The organism is Paludibacter jiangxiensis, from assembly GCF_001618385.1.
Classification (GTDB): Bacteria; Bacteroidota; Bacteroidia; order Bacteroidales; family Paludibacteraceae; genus Microbacter; species Microbacter jiangxiensis.
The window spans coordinates 313091-327965 of sequence record NZ_BDCR01000004.1; the positions used below are offsets into that span (position 1 = coordinate 313091).

Here is a 14875-nt window from a genome sequence, read left to right on the forward strand (position 1 = left end):
AGGATATTATGACAGACAATTAAGAGTTGCGATAATTATTTTACAAATGACTCAATTACAACGTATTTTGCCGGATGCCGATTTGTCGGGTGCAGTAGCCGTTTTGAGAAGTGCGCATGGCACAGTAGCGCAACAGTTTGGTTTTACGCAGGAGACCAATCCGACCAACAGCGCCTTTATCGATGCGGAAACCCTGCGCGGACAATTAGAAAAAGGCATAGAGCTTTACCTGATGATCGAAGAAGGAAATGCTGTGGGGTGCATTGCGATAGAGGAGTCGCAGACGGAAGTCGAAACATTTTATATTGAGAAGGTATCGGTTGTACCCGACTTCCGCAATCGTGGTTTGGGAATGGAGTTGATGAACTTTGCCGCTTCATTGATAAAAGAACGGGGCGGTAAGCACATCGGTATTGCACTAATCAACGAGTATGAAAAGCTAAAAGCCTGGTACCAGCGGCAGGGCTTTCGCGAAATCCTTGTAAAAGAATACCCACATCTGCCTTTCAATGTTTGTTTTATGAGTAAGGAGATATGAAGCTGTAGATTAATCAGCCTAGCTTTTACCCCTAAATCCCCTAGAGGGGACTTTGAGGTCGTAAATATTAAATTGAGAAATAATTTGATGCAATTTCAATCAATCTTTCAGGTCGATGCTTTTACGGCAGAACCGTTTAAAGGAAATCCGGCAGGAGTGATGGTGGTAACAGAAAATATTACCACCGAACAGATGCAACAGCTTGCCATGGAGATGAATCTCTCCGAGACGGCTTTTGTTTTCCCGCAACGCGACAATCTATTTGAAATCCGTTATTTTACGCCAGCCAAAGAGGTCGATCTTTGCGGACATGCAACCCTTGCCAGTGCTCATATTCTGTACGAAACGGGTAGGGTAGCATCTGATGATCAGATACACTTCAAAGCCAAAGGTGCCGATCTTACTATTTCAAAATCGGATAGCTGGCTGGAGATGAATTTCCCCCGTTATCCTTTGACTAAAAGAGCTCAACATCCCGATTTTGAAGCTTTGGTTGGTTTTGAACCGGTGGAGTTATACGACAGCAGTTATAACTGGGTAGTTGCTGTGGCAAATAGAGAAGATGAGGTGCAGAATGCTTTGCCTGTTTTCAGCGCATTGACCGAAGCAGGCTTGGGGCACCTGATGATTACTGCTCCTGCGTCAACTCCGGAATATGATTTTGTATTGCGATGCTTTGCGCCCTGGGCGGGTATCGACGAAGATCCGGTGACAGGGTCGGCACATTGTGCTCTGACTCCGCTTTGGGCGGAACAACTTGGCAAGAAGCAACTCACATCTTTGCAGGTTTCTAAGCGCACCGGAATCCTTAAAACGGAACTGGCAGGAGACCACGTGATCATCAAAGGTCAGGCAGTAACGGTGTTCAAAATAGAATTAACAATTAATAATTAATAATGACGGAGGTAGGTCTGAGTTTATCTCTGATCTTTTATGAATAAACAGTAGATTATAAATTAGATAAATTATTATTTCGTGGCTAAATCATTCTTTGGAACACACAGGAAGGAGCAAGTGTGCTAAGAAGTTTATAATTCAGAATAGTTTGATTTTAATAACTCCGTCCTTCAGGGCGGAGTAACTAATGATTCAATGTTAATGGGCTTTAGCCCTGAATGATGTTTTCAGATATCTCATTTTCAAGGCTAAAGCCAATAGTACATTCTGTATTTTGTGCCTCCGCCCTGAAGGACGGAGTTATGTATATGTGTGGAATATGACCCTTTTCAGTTAATCCTAATGAAAAGATTGAAATTTTCTTTGATTTCTTTATGCGTGAGTATATTCTCTATATGCTTAACGGCAAAAATAAATCATGATATAGCCATTTATTACATTAATACTGATGGAAAAGGGAGAGCCTTATCTGGAATTTTCGAGCATTTGTTTGATTATAAATATTTTTACCTTCTCTTGGGTGTGTTTTCTATCGTGCTGATTTGCTTGGGTCATAAGCACAAAGAAAGCAAGGGAATTTTATTGTTGGCTCTTACTTTAGCTCTACTTAGCATTGGCATTATATTTGTCAGCTTTTGGAAATGTATGATATAGATTATAAAAGATAAAACACAATAAATGATTGATAATTCTATCGGTCTGGTGCTCGAAGGCGGTGGCTTCAGAGGAATGTACACCGCAGGAGTGCTGGACGCTTTTCTTCAGCAGGAACTTTATTTTAAGTATGTCATCGGAGTTTCGGCCGGAGCCGATTATGGCGTTTCGTATGTTTCACGACAATTCGGGCGTAATTTGGCCGTGAATGAATATGTCTCCGATCCCAACTATTGCAGCTGGTTTCATTTGTTTTCAAAAGGGGAATATTTCAACGATGATTTTATATACAGCTATTTGCCGGATCATCTGGTTCCGTTTGACTTTGAGTCTTTCACTGCAAGTGGCGTGACGATGAAGGTTGGCCTGACCGATTGCAATACCGGCAAAGCGGATTTCAAAACGCTGGATGCTACGGATAAGGTGCGTTTCGCTACGTTACTTTCTGCCACTTCTTCGCTTCCTGTCATTGCCAGACCCAAGAAGATAGACAATGAATTCTACATGGACGGCGGCATTTCCGATTCGATTCCGGTGCAGCAGGCTTTTAATGACGGACATAAACGTCTGGTAGTCATCCTTACGCGCGATGCTGCTTATCGTAAAGATCAGGTGAAATTTCTTCCTTTCTGGAAACGTCACTATCGTCAGTATCCGCGTTTGGTCGAAGCCATTATTAACCGCGCAGCTCAATATAACCAAACTCTGGACATGATTGCAAAGCTGGAGAAAGAAGGTAGTATATACGTAATCCGGCCTAATGAAACGCTTCCTGTTTCGCGGATGGAAAATAAGCCGAAACGTCTTGAAAAAGTGTACTACATGGGATTGGAGCAGATGAATAATGAAATAGGTCGACTGAAAGAGTGGATTGGAATTTAATCTGAGAAAAATATAATTTATTCGCCACTTTTTGCGTGGCATAACTACAGAAAATGAGAATGCATAAAAATCTGAAACAAGCAGCGATATTGCCCCTCTTTTTGCTGGGCATATCATCTTTGAGTAATGCGCAATCTATCGATCCGATGGTGTCGCATATCGATTCGACCGAAACGCCGGGTCATGATTTTTTCTTGTATGCCAATGGAAAATGGTTCAAACAGAATCCGATTCCGGCTAGTGAAACATCGAATGGTATTTTCCAGATAATTCAGGATACCATCAACGCCCAGATACACGATGTATGCGTGTCGTCGGCAAAGCTGAAGAATAGTGTGAAAGGAAGTGCCCGCCAGAAAATCGGAGACCTGTTTTTAACCGGAATGGACTCCGTATCGTTGAATCGCATGGGAATTACTCCGCTTAAAGCCGATTTGGCACGGATTAATCAGATTGCCAATATCAACCAGTTGATGACTACCGCGGCTTATCTGAGAACGATCGGTGCCGGTTCAATGTACGGTCTTGGCGTTGGACAGGACGATAAAATAAGCAGTAAACATGCCGTGTTTATCAACCAGGGCGGATTGAGCCTTCCCGACCGTGAATACTATTTTGCCACCGATGCCCGTGCGGCCAAAGTGCGTGAAGCGTTTCTGACTTATGCCAGTAAAATGTTCGGTTTGATGGGTTACAGCGAAGCACAGGCAAAATCGGCAGCTGACGAGGTGATGAAACTGGAAACGGCGCTGGCCAAGGTTTCGCGTAAACGCGAGGATCTCCGCGACCCGTTGTTGAATTACAATAAAATGACGTTTGCCAAAGTAGCATCTGAAAATCCTTCGCTGGAGTTGCAACAATCATTGGCGATTGTAGGTTTACCCAAAGTAGATACGGTTATTGTCGGCCAACCCGAATTTGTAACTGCACTCAACGGTTATATAAAAACCATGCCTTTATCAGCCTGGAAATCGTATCTGAAATTGCGCCTGATGAGTGCTTATTCCGATTATTTGGACGATAAAACATTCAAAATAGCCTTTGAATACAGTTCGGCCTTGAGAGGAGCAACCGAGCCCCGTCCCCGCTGGAAACGCGTAACCGATGAGGTGGACGGATCGTTGGGTGATTTGGTTGGTCAGGTCTATGTGAAAGATTACCTGCCGAAAGGAACCAAAGAGAAGCTGATGGAGATCGGAACCGAAATCAAGAAGGTGTATGCCGAACGCATCAAAAACCTCGACTGGATGTCGTCTGAAACAAAGATCAAAGCGCTTCACAAACTGGATGTGATGATAATGAAAGTGGGCTATCCCGACAAGTGGAAAGATATGAGCAAAATGCAAATTGACAAAAGTTCGTATGCGTCTAATATGAAACGTGTGGCTCAATGGCATTATAACTATATGATTTCCAAATACGGCAAACCGGTCGATCGTACCGAATGGGATATGCAGCCTCAAACCTACAATGCGTACTACAATCCGTCGAATAACGAAATTGTGGTGCCGGGTTGTAATATTATCGTTCCGGGTTATGAGCGCAAAATGGCCGATGATGCCATTCTTTACTCCATTATCGGAGGCTCTACTTTTGGCCACGAAATGACACACGGATTCGACGATCAGGGTGCAAAATACGATGCCAACGGTAATCTTGCCAACTGGTGGACTCCCGAAGATAGCACCAAATTCTTTACCAAAACAAAGATGATTGTGGCTCAGTTCAATAAATATATTGCAGTGGACAGCCTGCATGTGAACGGTGAAATGACGCAGGGCGAAAACATTGCAGACTTAGGTGGTGTGGCCATGGGTTACGAGGCTTTTAAGAAGACGGCGCAATATAAAAACAATCAGGTAGTAGGTGGCCTGAATCCCGACAAACGCTTTTTCCTCGGTTACGGAATGGCCTGGATGGTCAATATTCGTCCCGAAGCACTTGCCAATCAAATTCGCAGCGACGTACACTCTCCGGCGAAATTCCGTATCAATGGTCCGTTGTCCGACATCGATGCTTTCTATAAAACATTCGATATCAAACCGGGAGATGCTATGTGGATACCCGAGAATCAGCGGGTAAAAATCTGGTAGTGCCATAAAACTACTTTGAAATTTTATACCAAACCATTCAAATATTAAGATTCCTATGCATCTTAATATCTGAATGGTTTGTTGTTTGTTAGGGTTAAAACAAGCATTATGCTCTTGTTTTGCCTCCGCCTTAAAATACGGAGTTAGAAAGTGTGTTTTATCTACACTGTTATAGGATTTTACATGTATTCTAAAGCATAGGGGCGTTAGCCCTATTGTCTTGGTAGATAATTCAGAGACACAAAAAATGAGGGGCGTAGCTCTGACGTCTGCTTATTGTATAAGATCCTTATAAGAAAGACATCAGAGCTACGCTCCTCCGAATATCCACCTGTTATTTACTACCAAGAATACAGGGCTAACGCCCCTGTGTTTTTGTAAACCATTAAGGCATTGAGAAACTAAAGTTATTTCTCAATGCCTTAATGGTTTAGATATGGAGAAGTTAGCTATCTCTGAAGGTCTGAATTGTAAATCATTTTCAAATAATATTTCGGTTTTATCAGGGTTGTATATTATATTTGTAACACTATAACAGTGGGGGCACGATTTTTGCTTGTCTCACAGATATATCTAACCAATCCTTATCTCATGCAACCAACAAAGTCGACTTACTATTTGCCTGTTTCGGGCATGGAAAGCGAGCATTGTGCTCTTATTGTGGATAAAACATTGCAAAATATCCCCGGTGTCATCGAGCATGCCGTGGAGTTTAACAATCGTCGGGCTGTTGTAACGGTTGAAGGAACTGACGTTTTGTCTAAAATACTGGAATCAGTGAGTGGGCTGGGCTATACGATTCCTACGGTCAAAAAGAGTTATCCGGTGCTCAATATGTCGTGTGCATCCTGTGCAAGCAGCGCACAGACGGTTTTGGGACGCCAGCCGGGAGTGATTGAGGCTTCTGTCAACTATGGTAATGGTATGGCTCAGTTGGAATATCTCTCTACCATGACTTCCGAAGCAGAATTGAAAGCTGCGTTACAAGTCGTAGGTTACGATTTGATGATTGAAGAAGAGACCGCACAGGGAGATACTCTTGAGGATCTTCAACGCAAAAAATACGAATCGCTTCGTAAACGGACTATCTGGGCAATTGCTCTATCGCTGCCGTTAGTTGTTTTGGGCATGTTCTTTATGGAAATGCTTTATGTCAACTATATTTTGTGGGTACTGGCGACCCCGGTTGTCTTTGTTTTAGGCCGACAATTCTTTGTGGGAGCCTGGAAACAGGCAAAGCACGGCTCGTCCAATATGGATACGCTGGTGGCTCTCAGTACCGGAACCGCCTATCTTTTTAGCGTATTCAACACTCTCTTTTCTGATTACTGGACCAGTCGGGGACTCGAAGCGCATGTCTATTTCGAGGCTTCGGCGGTAGTCATAGCCTTTATTTTGCTGGGAAAATTGCTCGAAGCCAGAGCGAAGAATAACACTTCGTCCGCGATCAAGCAGTTGATCGGTTTGCAACCTAAAACGGTGACTGTGATTAATGAGGGTAATCCGGTTGAAGTGCCTGTTGCCAGCGTACAACCGGATACGATTCTGTTGGTGAAACCGGGAGAGAAAATTGCGGTGGACGGTATTGTTACCGAAGGTTCTTCTTTTGTGGACGAAAGCATGATTAGCGGAGAGCCTTTGCCTGTGGAAAAACAACCCGGCAATGCAGTATTTGCCGGTACGATCAACCACAAGGGAAGTTTCCGCTTCAGGGCGCAGAAAGTGGGCGGAGAAACGGTGTTGGCACAAATCATTAAAATGGTGCAGGATGCTCAGGGTAGTAAAGCTCCGGTGCAAAAGCTGGTGGATAAAATTGCGGCTGTCTTTGTGCCGGTGGTGATGGCAATTGCCGTGTTGAGTTTTGGTGCCTGGATGATCTGGGGTGGCGAAAATGGCTTTACGCATGGGCTGCTGGCAATGGTTACGGTTTTGGTCATTGCCTGTCCCTGTGCATTGGGATTGGCGACTCCTACGGCTATTATGGTGGGAGTAGGGCGCGGTGCTCACAACGGTATTCTGATAAAAGATGCCGAAAGTCTTGAGAAAGCACGTGAAATTACCGCTGTCGTACTCGACAAAACAGGAACGATTACCATTGGAAAACCGAAGGTAGTTGCATCAAAATGGTTTGCCGACGAATCCAAAGAATTGCACGATGTTTTGTATACCATTGAAAAGTCGTCGGAACATCCACTGGCTGATGCTATGGCTGGTTATCATGAAAAAACGGCAAACCTAATAGAAGGTGTTACGGTTGAAATTCAGGCAGGTCGTGGTATTGAGGGTACTCTTGCCGATGCTGTTTATTGCATTGGAAACGAAGCGATGGTTACCGAAAAAGGTATTGAAATCGACAAAGCAGATAAAATATGGATTGATGAGCAATATCTCAAAGCTTATACGGTCGTCTATTTCGCATCTATGCATAAACTCATTGCGGCGTTTGCCATTGCCGATGCTGTAAAAGAGTCTTCGCTGCCGGCAATTAAGAAGCTTCAGAAACGGGGAATAGATGTTTATATGTTGACGGGCGATAATGAACAAGCGGCTAAAGCCATCGCCGTTCAAACGGGCATTTCACGCTACAAAGCCAATTTTCTTCCCGCAGAGAAAGCCAACTTCGTTAAAGAGTTGCAAGGTAAAGGTAAGATTGTAGCCATGGTGGGCGACGGGATTAACGATAGTGCAGCACTGGCTCAGGCCGATATTAGCATTGCGATGGGCAAGGGTAGTGACATTGCGTTGGATGTGGCCAAAATTGCTTTGCTTTCGTCCGATCTATCAAAAATACGTCAGGCCATGTCGCTTTCGCGTCATACCGTGCTGACGATCCGGCAGAACCTGTTTTGGGCATTTGTGTATAACCTGATTGGCATACCTATTGCAGCAGGTATTCTATATCCGGTTTCAGGTTTTCTGCTTAATCCGATGATTGCCGGAGCCGCTATGGCTTTGAGTAGTGTAAGCGTGGTAACAAACAGTTTGAGACTCAAATATAAAACAATCAGTAAATTAAAATAGTAACTATGCAATTTAAGACAAATATCAATTGTGGCGGGTGTATCGCCAAGGTAACTCCGTTTTTGGATGAGACAGCCGGTGCCGGTAAATGGTCGGTCGATACGGCAAATCCCGATAAAGTGCTGACCGTAGAAACTGAAACACTTTCGGCAGATGACATACAAAATGGTTTGGATAAACTCGGCTATCATGCAGAGGTGATATAACGATTGACCTGCGATCGATGTGTTAACATAAAAGGCAGACAAACTTTAGATAAGTTTGTCTGCCTTTGGTCTGTTTATGACGAGATAGCCGTCTCCTTTTAATTGCGTATCTTTGCAAAATGAAAACTAACTCCACTCAAATCGATAACACGCTGAGAAGCATGGGTATCGAATCGCTTAATGCCATGCAATTGGCAACTCTTGACGCAAATGAAACAGGCAAAGATATAATTTTACTGTCGCCTACAGGATCGGGCAAAACGTTGGCTTATCTGCTGCCGGTATTGATGAATATGAATCCCGAATGCCAGAAAGTTCAGGCTCTTATTGTAGCTCCCTCGCGCGAATTGGCACAACAAATAGAACAGGTATGGCGTAGTATGGGCACTGGCTATAAAGTAAACACGTGTTTCGGAGGCCGCCCCTCTAATGGCGAAAAACGCGATCTGGCGGTTCCTCCGGCTTTGCTTATCGGAACGCCCGGGCGCATCAAAGATCACATAGCACGGGGAAATGTTGCCCTTGACGAAATTCAACTGTTGGTGCTTGATGAATTCGATAAATCGCTCGAAATGGGCTTTGCCGAAGATATGGAGGCTATTATCGGCAATATTCCTTCTTTGCAGAAACGTATCCTGACATCGGCTACCGATGCGGTTTCTATTCCGGCTTTTACCGGTATCCGTAATCCGATTAAACTTGATTATTCCGAAAAAGATACTGCCCTCAAAGGGCTTGAAATATTTACCGTAAAAGGAGAAAATAACGATAAATTCGATCTGCTCTTTCGCTTGCTGTGCTATCTCGGCAATGATTCTACGCTGGTTTTTTGCAATCAACGCGAAACGGTAGAGAAAGTGAATGCTTACCTAACAACCAGACATTTGGCAAACGAATTTTTCCATGGAAAACTGGAACAAACCGAACGCGAAAGAGCTCTTTCCAAGTTCAGAAATGGTAGTTGCAGTGTATTTATTTCTACTGATTTGGCTTCGCGCGGACTGGATATTCCTGAAATTAAACATGTTGTTCATTTCGACGCTCCACCGCGTCTGGAAGAGTTTGTGCATCGCAATGGTCGTACGGCTCGCATGGAAGCCGAAGGCAGCGCATATCTCTTGTTGGCTGCCAACGAAGAACTGCCCGGCTTTATCTCCGTTGAGTCATCGTTATTAGCTTTGCCAAAACTGGTTCCGGCCCCTTCGAAACCTGATTGGGCTACCATCTATATCGGCAAAGGGAAAAAAGACAAACTGAGCAAGATGGATGTGGTTGGCTTTATGTTCAAGAAAGGACAGCTCGACAAACAAGAACTTGGATTGGTAGAAGTCAAGGACTACTATTCGTATGTGGCAGTAAAAGCCGCTAAGGTTAAACAAGTGCTTCGCCTGGTGGCCAATGAAAAAATTAAGAATATGAAGACCAAAATAGAACTCGCTGAATAAAAAAGCCAAACGAGTTCATAAAAACAAAAGCGGATAGATCTTTCTTTAAGAGAGATTTATCCGCTTTTGTTATAGTTGTAGTTAAGTGCTTATTTTCCGGCAAAAATTTCAGTTAGTTTCTTTTCCAGATCTTCGCCTCTCAGGTTTTTAGCAATGATTTTTCCGTTGGGGTCAAGCAGAAAATTTTGAGGAATTGAACGTACCTGATAGAGTTGTGCTGCTGCGTTGTTCCAGTATTTCAGGTCTGACACATGATTCCATGTCAGTCCGTCTTTGGCGATGGCTGCCAGCCAGGCATCTTTCCCGTTTTCATTATCGAGCGAAACACCCAAAATGGTAAAGTTTTTATCCTTGAAATGATTGTAAGCTGCTACCACATTGGGATTTTCTCTGCGACAAGGACCGCACCACGAAGCCCAAAAGTCGAGCAAAAGGTATTTGCCTCTGAAACTTGAAAGCGCTACAGGCTTTCCATTCGGATCGTTCATTGTGAAATCGGGAGCGATAGAACCAATGGCCGTCGCTTTGAGCTGCATCAACCCTTTAGCGTATTCCTGTCCGGTTTTGGAGTTTTTGATATTGTCGGACAATTGGTTGAAAATAGGTTCCATTTCATTGGGATTGGGAGTCGCACCGGCAAGATTGTTTAACATCGCCAGGCTCACAAAACTACCCGGATTTGCTTTGATAAACGAAGCAAGAATTTTATTCTGTTCTGCTGTTATCGCATCGTCTCTTTTTTCGAGGTCGGCCATAAATTCTTTCGATTCACGCTTGGATTGCGGTGCTGCCTGATATTCGGCAGAAAGCGCCTTTTGAGCCCGAATGACAGGATCCAGCAGTTTAAGAAGGCTTTGATATTCGCTGTTGGTTTTCGATCCACTAATCGAAGCATTGGCAATAGAGTCTTTGCTTTGGAATGTGATTGTGCCGGATTCGACGAAAATGGTCTTTAAATCAGGTTGACGAATAGCCTGTAATCCCTTTCCTTCGTGGTCAATAACCAGTCTGGCGTATTCCGGATCTCCCACAGTGCCTTTAAATGTAAAGGAGCCTTTTACCAGCTTTGCAGTGTCGATTACCATCTTTTTGTCTACCTGATGTTGCAGGTATATTTTGGCAGGAGCATTTAATTCTCCGATTTTACCGGTGAGTGTATAACTTTGTTGTGCAAACATCGCCACAGGCAACGTGCAGAAAAGTAATAATAGAGGGTTCTTCATTTGATTGAAAGTTTAGTTGTAATGAGAATCAAAAGTAATAGTTTCTATCGGGATTACAATTTTATGGCGTTCCTTTTTTAACTTTAGTAATGCGTATTCTTTGAGACTAGTGTATCATTCATTAATTCAGTGTTTTATGTGCAGTTAGTGAATATTGTTGGTTTTTTTATTCACTTTTAATGTTAAAATAGAGGGTTTGCAATAGTATATTTGTGTTCGGAATAGAGCGCGTGATACTAATTATTTTGTGTTGATTTTCAGGGTGAAGAGCACAGTGTACAGAAACACAGACAATGGTCATTGTCGAAGAATTATGCCATATAATTCATCCTGAATATTATTTCAATGGCAGTAAGGTGCTGAATAATAAATATTTGATGAATCGTTGTTTCTTTAAGCACTGATAGAAATCAACCGAACAATTATAATCAACCCAGGGCATTAGCCTGGCTGATTTTCCAAACGCAATTCTACCTGACTTTTTACAATAAACCATTTACACATGAAAACAATATTATTATCCCCGCTGCAACTTAGGGGGCTGGAACTGAAAAATAGAATAGTTGTTTCTCCTATGTGTCAATATTCGGCAGAAGATGGTTTTGCTAACGATTGGCATTTTGTGCATTACGGAAGCAGAGCCGTTGGTGGTGCCGGACTGATTATTGCCGAAGCGACAGCCGTTTCGCCCGAAGGAAGAATTTCTCCCTATGATCTGGGAATGTGGAAAAACGAACATGTAGAAAAATGGAAACAGATCAATCATTTCATTCACCAACAGGGTAGTTTGTCGGGTATTCAACTGGCTCATGCCGGTCGCAAAGCAAGTACAGGATGCTTGTGGCGCGAAGGAGATGTTTACCTGTTTCCTGATAAAGGAGGCTGGCAACCGCTGGCTCCATCTTCAATCCCGTTTGAAAGCGGGGCACCGGTACCATTAGAAATGGATGTCGAGTTGATAGAATGGGTAGTGGAAGAGTTTCGAAAATCAGCCCAGAGATCAAATGAAGCAGGTTTTGATGTTGTAGAAATTCATGCAGCTCATGGTTACTTGCTACACCAGTTTTTATCCCCGATTACCAATAAACGTACCGATAAATATGGTGGTAGTTTTGACAATCGTGTCCGGTTTTTGCTCGAAGTTGTTGATGCTGTCAGACAAGTTTGGCCGGTCAGTAAGCCTCTTTTTGTGCGTATATCAGCAACGGATTGGGCGGAAGGCGGTTGGGATGAAGCTCAGTCGGTTAAGCTGGCCATGTTATTGAAAAACAGAGGTGTGGATTTAATGGATATTTCCTCCGGAGGGTTATTGCCTGATGCGAAGGTGCAGATTGGCTATGGTTATCAGGTGCCGTTTGCAGCAAGAATCAGGCAGGAGGCTGACATGAAAACAGGAGCCGTAGGTTTGATTACTAAGGCCGAACAGGCAGAAACAATTTTGACAAACGGGTTAGCTGATATTATACTTGTCGCCCGGGAGTTTCTGCGGGATCCATATTTTCCGCTACATGCCGCTTCGCAACTCAAAGACGAAATTGCATGGCCTGTTCAGTATGAACGGGCTAAACCTCACTGAAACAAAAACTAATCTAAATACTAATAATTTCGTATCTGAATTATGGACTATTATTTTGAAAAACAGAAAGAAACCGTTGCGACGCCAAAACCGGCAGAAGTTGAAACGAAAGTGGAAGTCACAGAAGCAGCCTTGCTTCATTTGGACGAAACCCGGAAATGGTCAAAATTTATAGCTGTATTTTGTATTGTAATGGCCGGTTTTATGGCATTTAGTGCAATCGTGCTATTGCTAGCCGGCACAAAAACAGAACTTCCCGGTGCAGGAATCCTGGGTATTGCTTATTTGATATTTGCAGTTTTGACTTTTGTCCCCATGTTGTTTCTCGTAAAGTTCTCAAACTACGCGAAAAAAGCGGTGGCGAATAAAAATAATAGTGATTTGGAAGAAGCCCTGAAATATCAGAAGTTTTATTACGTTGCTACCGGTATAATGGTAATTATCTCTATTATTTTTGTGGTGGCTTTTGCCATTGCCGGATTCACTATGGGCTTTGTGAGTGGAATAATGCAGTCGCAGAACGTGTAAAAATGTCTCATTTTTGCAATTTTTTCCTGTCATTTTGACTCTGTTTTTTGTTGAACGAAAAGATGCTAATTGATTATTAATAAGATAAGTAATCTGATTCTGTCTGGCACAGGTTTTGAATATTTTATTTCAGAAACAATGTTCTTTAATTGATGTTCAACTTAAAAAAATGGAGGTAGTTATGTCACTTATCAGAAGAAATGATTTGGTTCCCTCTTGGTCGAACCTTTTCGATGATTTTTTGAACAATAATTGGAATGATTGGACGAATCGTCATTATTCGAATACGAATACGACCTTGCCGTCCGTTAACATTAAAGAGACTGAAGAAAATTTTGAGGTTGAAGTAGCAGCACCTGGAATGGAAAAGGAAGATTTCAAGGTAGAGGTAAACAATGGGTATCTGACTATTTCATCCGAAAAAAAGAGCGAAACAAAAACAGAAGACCCCAAAGGCAAATATACCAAACAGGAATTCTGTTATGAATCGTTCAGTCGTTCGTTTACGCTGCCGAACAGTGCAGATACAGAAAAGATAGGGGCAAAATATGAAAAGGGCATCCTGATCATTTCGATCCCTAAAAAAGAAGAAGCAAAACCGAAACCTGTGAGACAGATTTCGATTGAATAGTGGTTTGAGGATCAGTAAACAAGCCGGGCAGAAATGTCCGGCTGTTTTTTTTGCCTGAAAATGACTATAATTGTATTCTAATTTCAAATTAATCAGTTATGAATAAGAATATAATAGCAATACTTATATGTTTACTGCTAGTCCCGTCAGCCGATGCACAACGCGGAAAACTGGTACAAAAATTGATGGCGAAGCGTTTGGAGGCTTCGTCTGCTGAGAATACAGGCCCGGTTCCAGATTACGGAAATCTCTCCTTCTGGGCCGCATCGCCGTTTAAGCACGACAATAGCGACTCCATTCCGGCTTTTCTTGCGAATGAACCCCGAGATCAACGTGCGGATGTTTTCTTTATTCATCCCACTTCGTTTTCTCAGGATGTGAAAGATGGAGCCTGGAATGCCGATTTGACGGACGCAACCCTGAACAGCCAAACCGATTCACGATCCATTTTATACCAGGCTTCCGTTTTTAACGGTAGTTGTCGTGTATTTGCTCCACGTTATCGTCAGGCTAACCTGAAGGCATTCTTCATCCGCACCACACCTGCGGCACAAAAGGCTTTTGATTTGGCCTACAGTGATGTGAAGCAGGCTTTTGAATATTATCTGACGCATTATAATAACCATCGTCCGATTATTATTGCTTCACACAGTCAGGGAAGCCTTCATGTAATTCGTCTGCTACAGGAGTATTTTGATGGCAAACCGTTGCAAAAACAGCTTGTTTGTGCGTATGTCATAGGCTATCAGATTCCAAAGACTTCTTTCAAGTCGATTCCTTTGGGTAAAACGGCCGATGCGACGGGATGCGTTGTGGGCTGGCGTAGTTATCAGAAAGGAGAGATTCCGGCCGGAGTGAAAGCTGAGAAGGATAATTCTCTTTGTGTGAATCCGTTGACATGGACAGATGCGACATCTCCGGCATCATCAAAGCTCAATCACGGTTCTCTGATGACGTTCAATTTGTTACGGAACCTGGGGCCGGCAGCGGAGATTGAGCCCTCATCTCATATTTTGTGGGTAGAATTGCCTGATAATGTCGGCGAAAAGATCAAATCGACAAAAAATCTTCATGTTTACGATTACAATCTTTTCTGGATGAATATCCGCGAAAATGTAAAAATGAGGATCAATGCGTTTGAAAAAGCGAGGAAATAGGGAGTGTTCAGTATACAGCAATCA

12 protein-coding genes are annotated in these 14875 nt (G+C 43.0%); 11 read left to right on the top strand and 1 reads right to left on the bottom strand.

The window, feature by feature from the left end:
- Positions 1-46 precede the first annotated feature (46 nt).
- The 7 genes from PJIAN_RS11450 to PJIAN_RS11485 all read left to right on the top strand — a co-directional run bounded on the left by PJIAN_RS11450 (position 47) and on the right by PJIAN_RS11485 (position 9736).
- Complete coding sequence (locus tag PJIAN_RS11450) at positions 47-538, top strand: GNAT family N-acetyltransferase (RefSeq protein WP_068705160.1); 492 nt, start codon at positions 47-49, stop codon at positions 536-538.
- Positions 539-625: 87 nt separating this feature from the next.
- The gene (locus tag PJIAN_RS11455; RefSeq protein WP_068705162.1) at positions 626-1432 is read left to right on the top strand and encodes a PhzF family phenazine biosynthesis protein; all 807 of its coding nucleotides are present in this window, start codon (positions 626-628) and stop codon (positions 1430-1432) included.
- Positions 1433-2113: 681 nt separating this feature from the next.
- Positions 2114-2971 (top strand): patatin-like phospholipase family protein, encoded by an 858-nt coding sequence (locus PJIAN_RS11465; protein WP_068705166.1) that lies wholly within the window; start codon positions 2114-2116, stop codon positions 2969-2971.
- A 53-nt stretch (positions 2972-3024) separates the two neighbouring features.
- Positions 3025-5064: a M13 family metallopeptidase gene (locus PJIAN_RS11470; RefSeq protein WP_236714401.1), complete on the top strand. Its 2040-nt coding sequence runs from the start codon at positions 3025-3027 to the stop codon at positions 5062-5064.
- Between the two features lie 591 nt (positions 5065-5655).
- On the top strand, positions 5656-8085 hold the full coding sequence (locus PJIAN_RS11475) for a heavy metal translocating P-type ATPase (RefSeq protein WP_068706438.1): 2430 nt from the start codon (positions 5656-5658) through the stop codon (positions 8083-8085).
- Between the two features lie 5 nt (positions 8086-8090).
- Positions 8091-8291 carry a heavy-metal-associated domain-containing protein gene (locus PJIAN_RS11480; protein WP_201787361.1) on the top strand — a complete coding sequence of 67 codons (201 nt, stop codon included), beginning with the start codon at positions 8091-8093 and terminating at the stop codon, positions 8289-8291.
- Positions 8292-8410: 119 nt separating this feature from the next.
- Complete coding sequence (locus PJIAN_RS11485) at positions 8411-9736, top strand: DEAD/DEAH box helicase (protein WP_068705172.1); 1326 nt, start codon at positions 8411-8413, stop codon at positions 9734-9736.
- 89 nt (positions 9737-9825) lie between these two features.
- On the opposite strand, the gene PJIAN_RS11490 is transcribed toward PJIAN_RS11485, so the two are convergent.
- Positions 9826-10959 carry a TlpA disulfide reductase family protein gene (locus tag PJIAN_RS11490; protein WP_068705174.1) on the bottom strand — a complete coding sequence of 378 codons (1134 nt, stop codon included), beginning with the start codon at positions 10957-10959 and terminating at the stop codon, positions 9826-9828.
- A 502-nt stretch (positions 10960-11461) separates the two neighbouring features.
- On the opposite strand from PJIAN_RS11490, the gene namA reads away from it, so the two are divergent.
- The 4 genes from namA (at position 11462) to PJIAN_RS11510 (ending at position 14851) form a co-directional block, all read left to right on the top strand.
- A complete protein-coding gene (gene namA, locus PJIAN_RS11495; protein WP_084252397.1) occupies positions 11462-12535 on the top strand; it encodes an NADPH dehydrogenase NamA in 1074 nt (357 codons plus the stop codon).
- A gap of 42 nt (positions 12536-12577) precedes the next feature.
- Positions 12578-13063, top strand: a complete 486-nt coding sequence (locus PJIAN_RS11500) for a DUF5362 family protein (protein ID WP_068705178.1) — start codon at positions 12578-12580, stop codon at positions 13061-13063.
- Positions 13064-13244: 181 nt separating this feature from the next.
- Positions 13245-13694, top strand: coding sequence for an Hsp20/alpha crystallin family protein (locus PJIAN_RS11505; RefSeq protein WP_068706442.1), 450 nt, complete (start codon positions 13245-13247; stop codon positions 13692-13694).
- Positions 13695-13792: 98 nt separating this feature from the next.
- Complete coding sequence (locus PJIAN_RS11510) at positions 13793-14851, top strand: DUF3089 domain-containing protein (protein WP_068705180.1); 1059 nt, start codon at positions 13793-13795, stop codon at positions 14849-14851.
- The last annotated feature ends 24 nt before the right edge of the window (positions 14852-14875 follow it).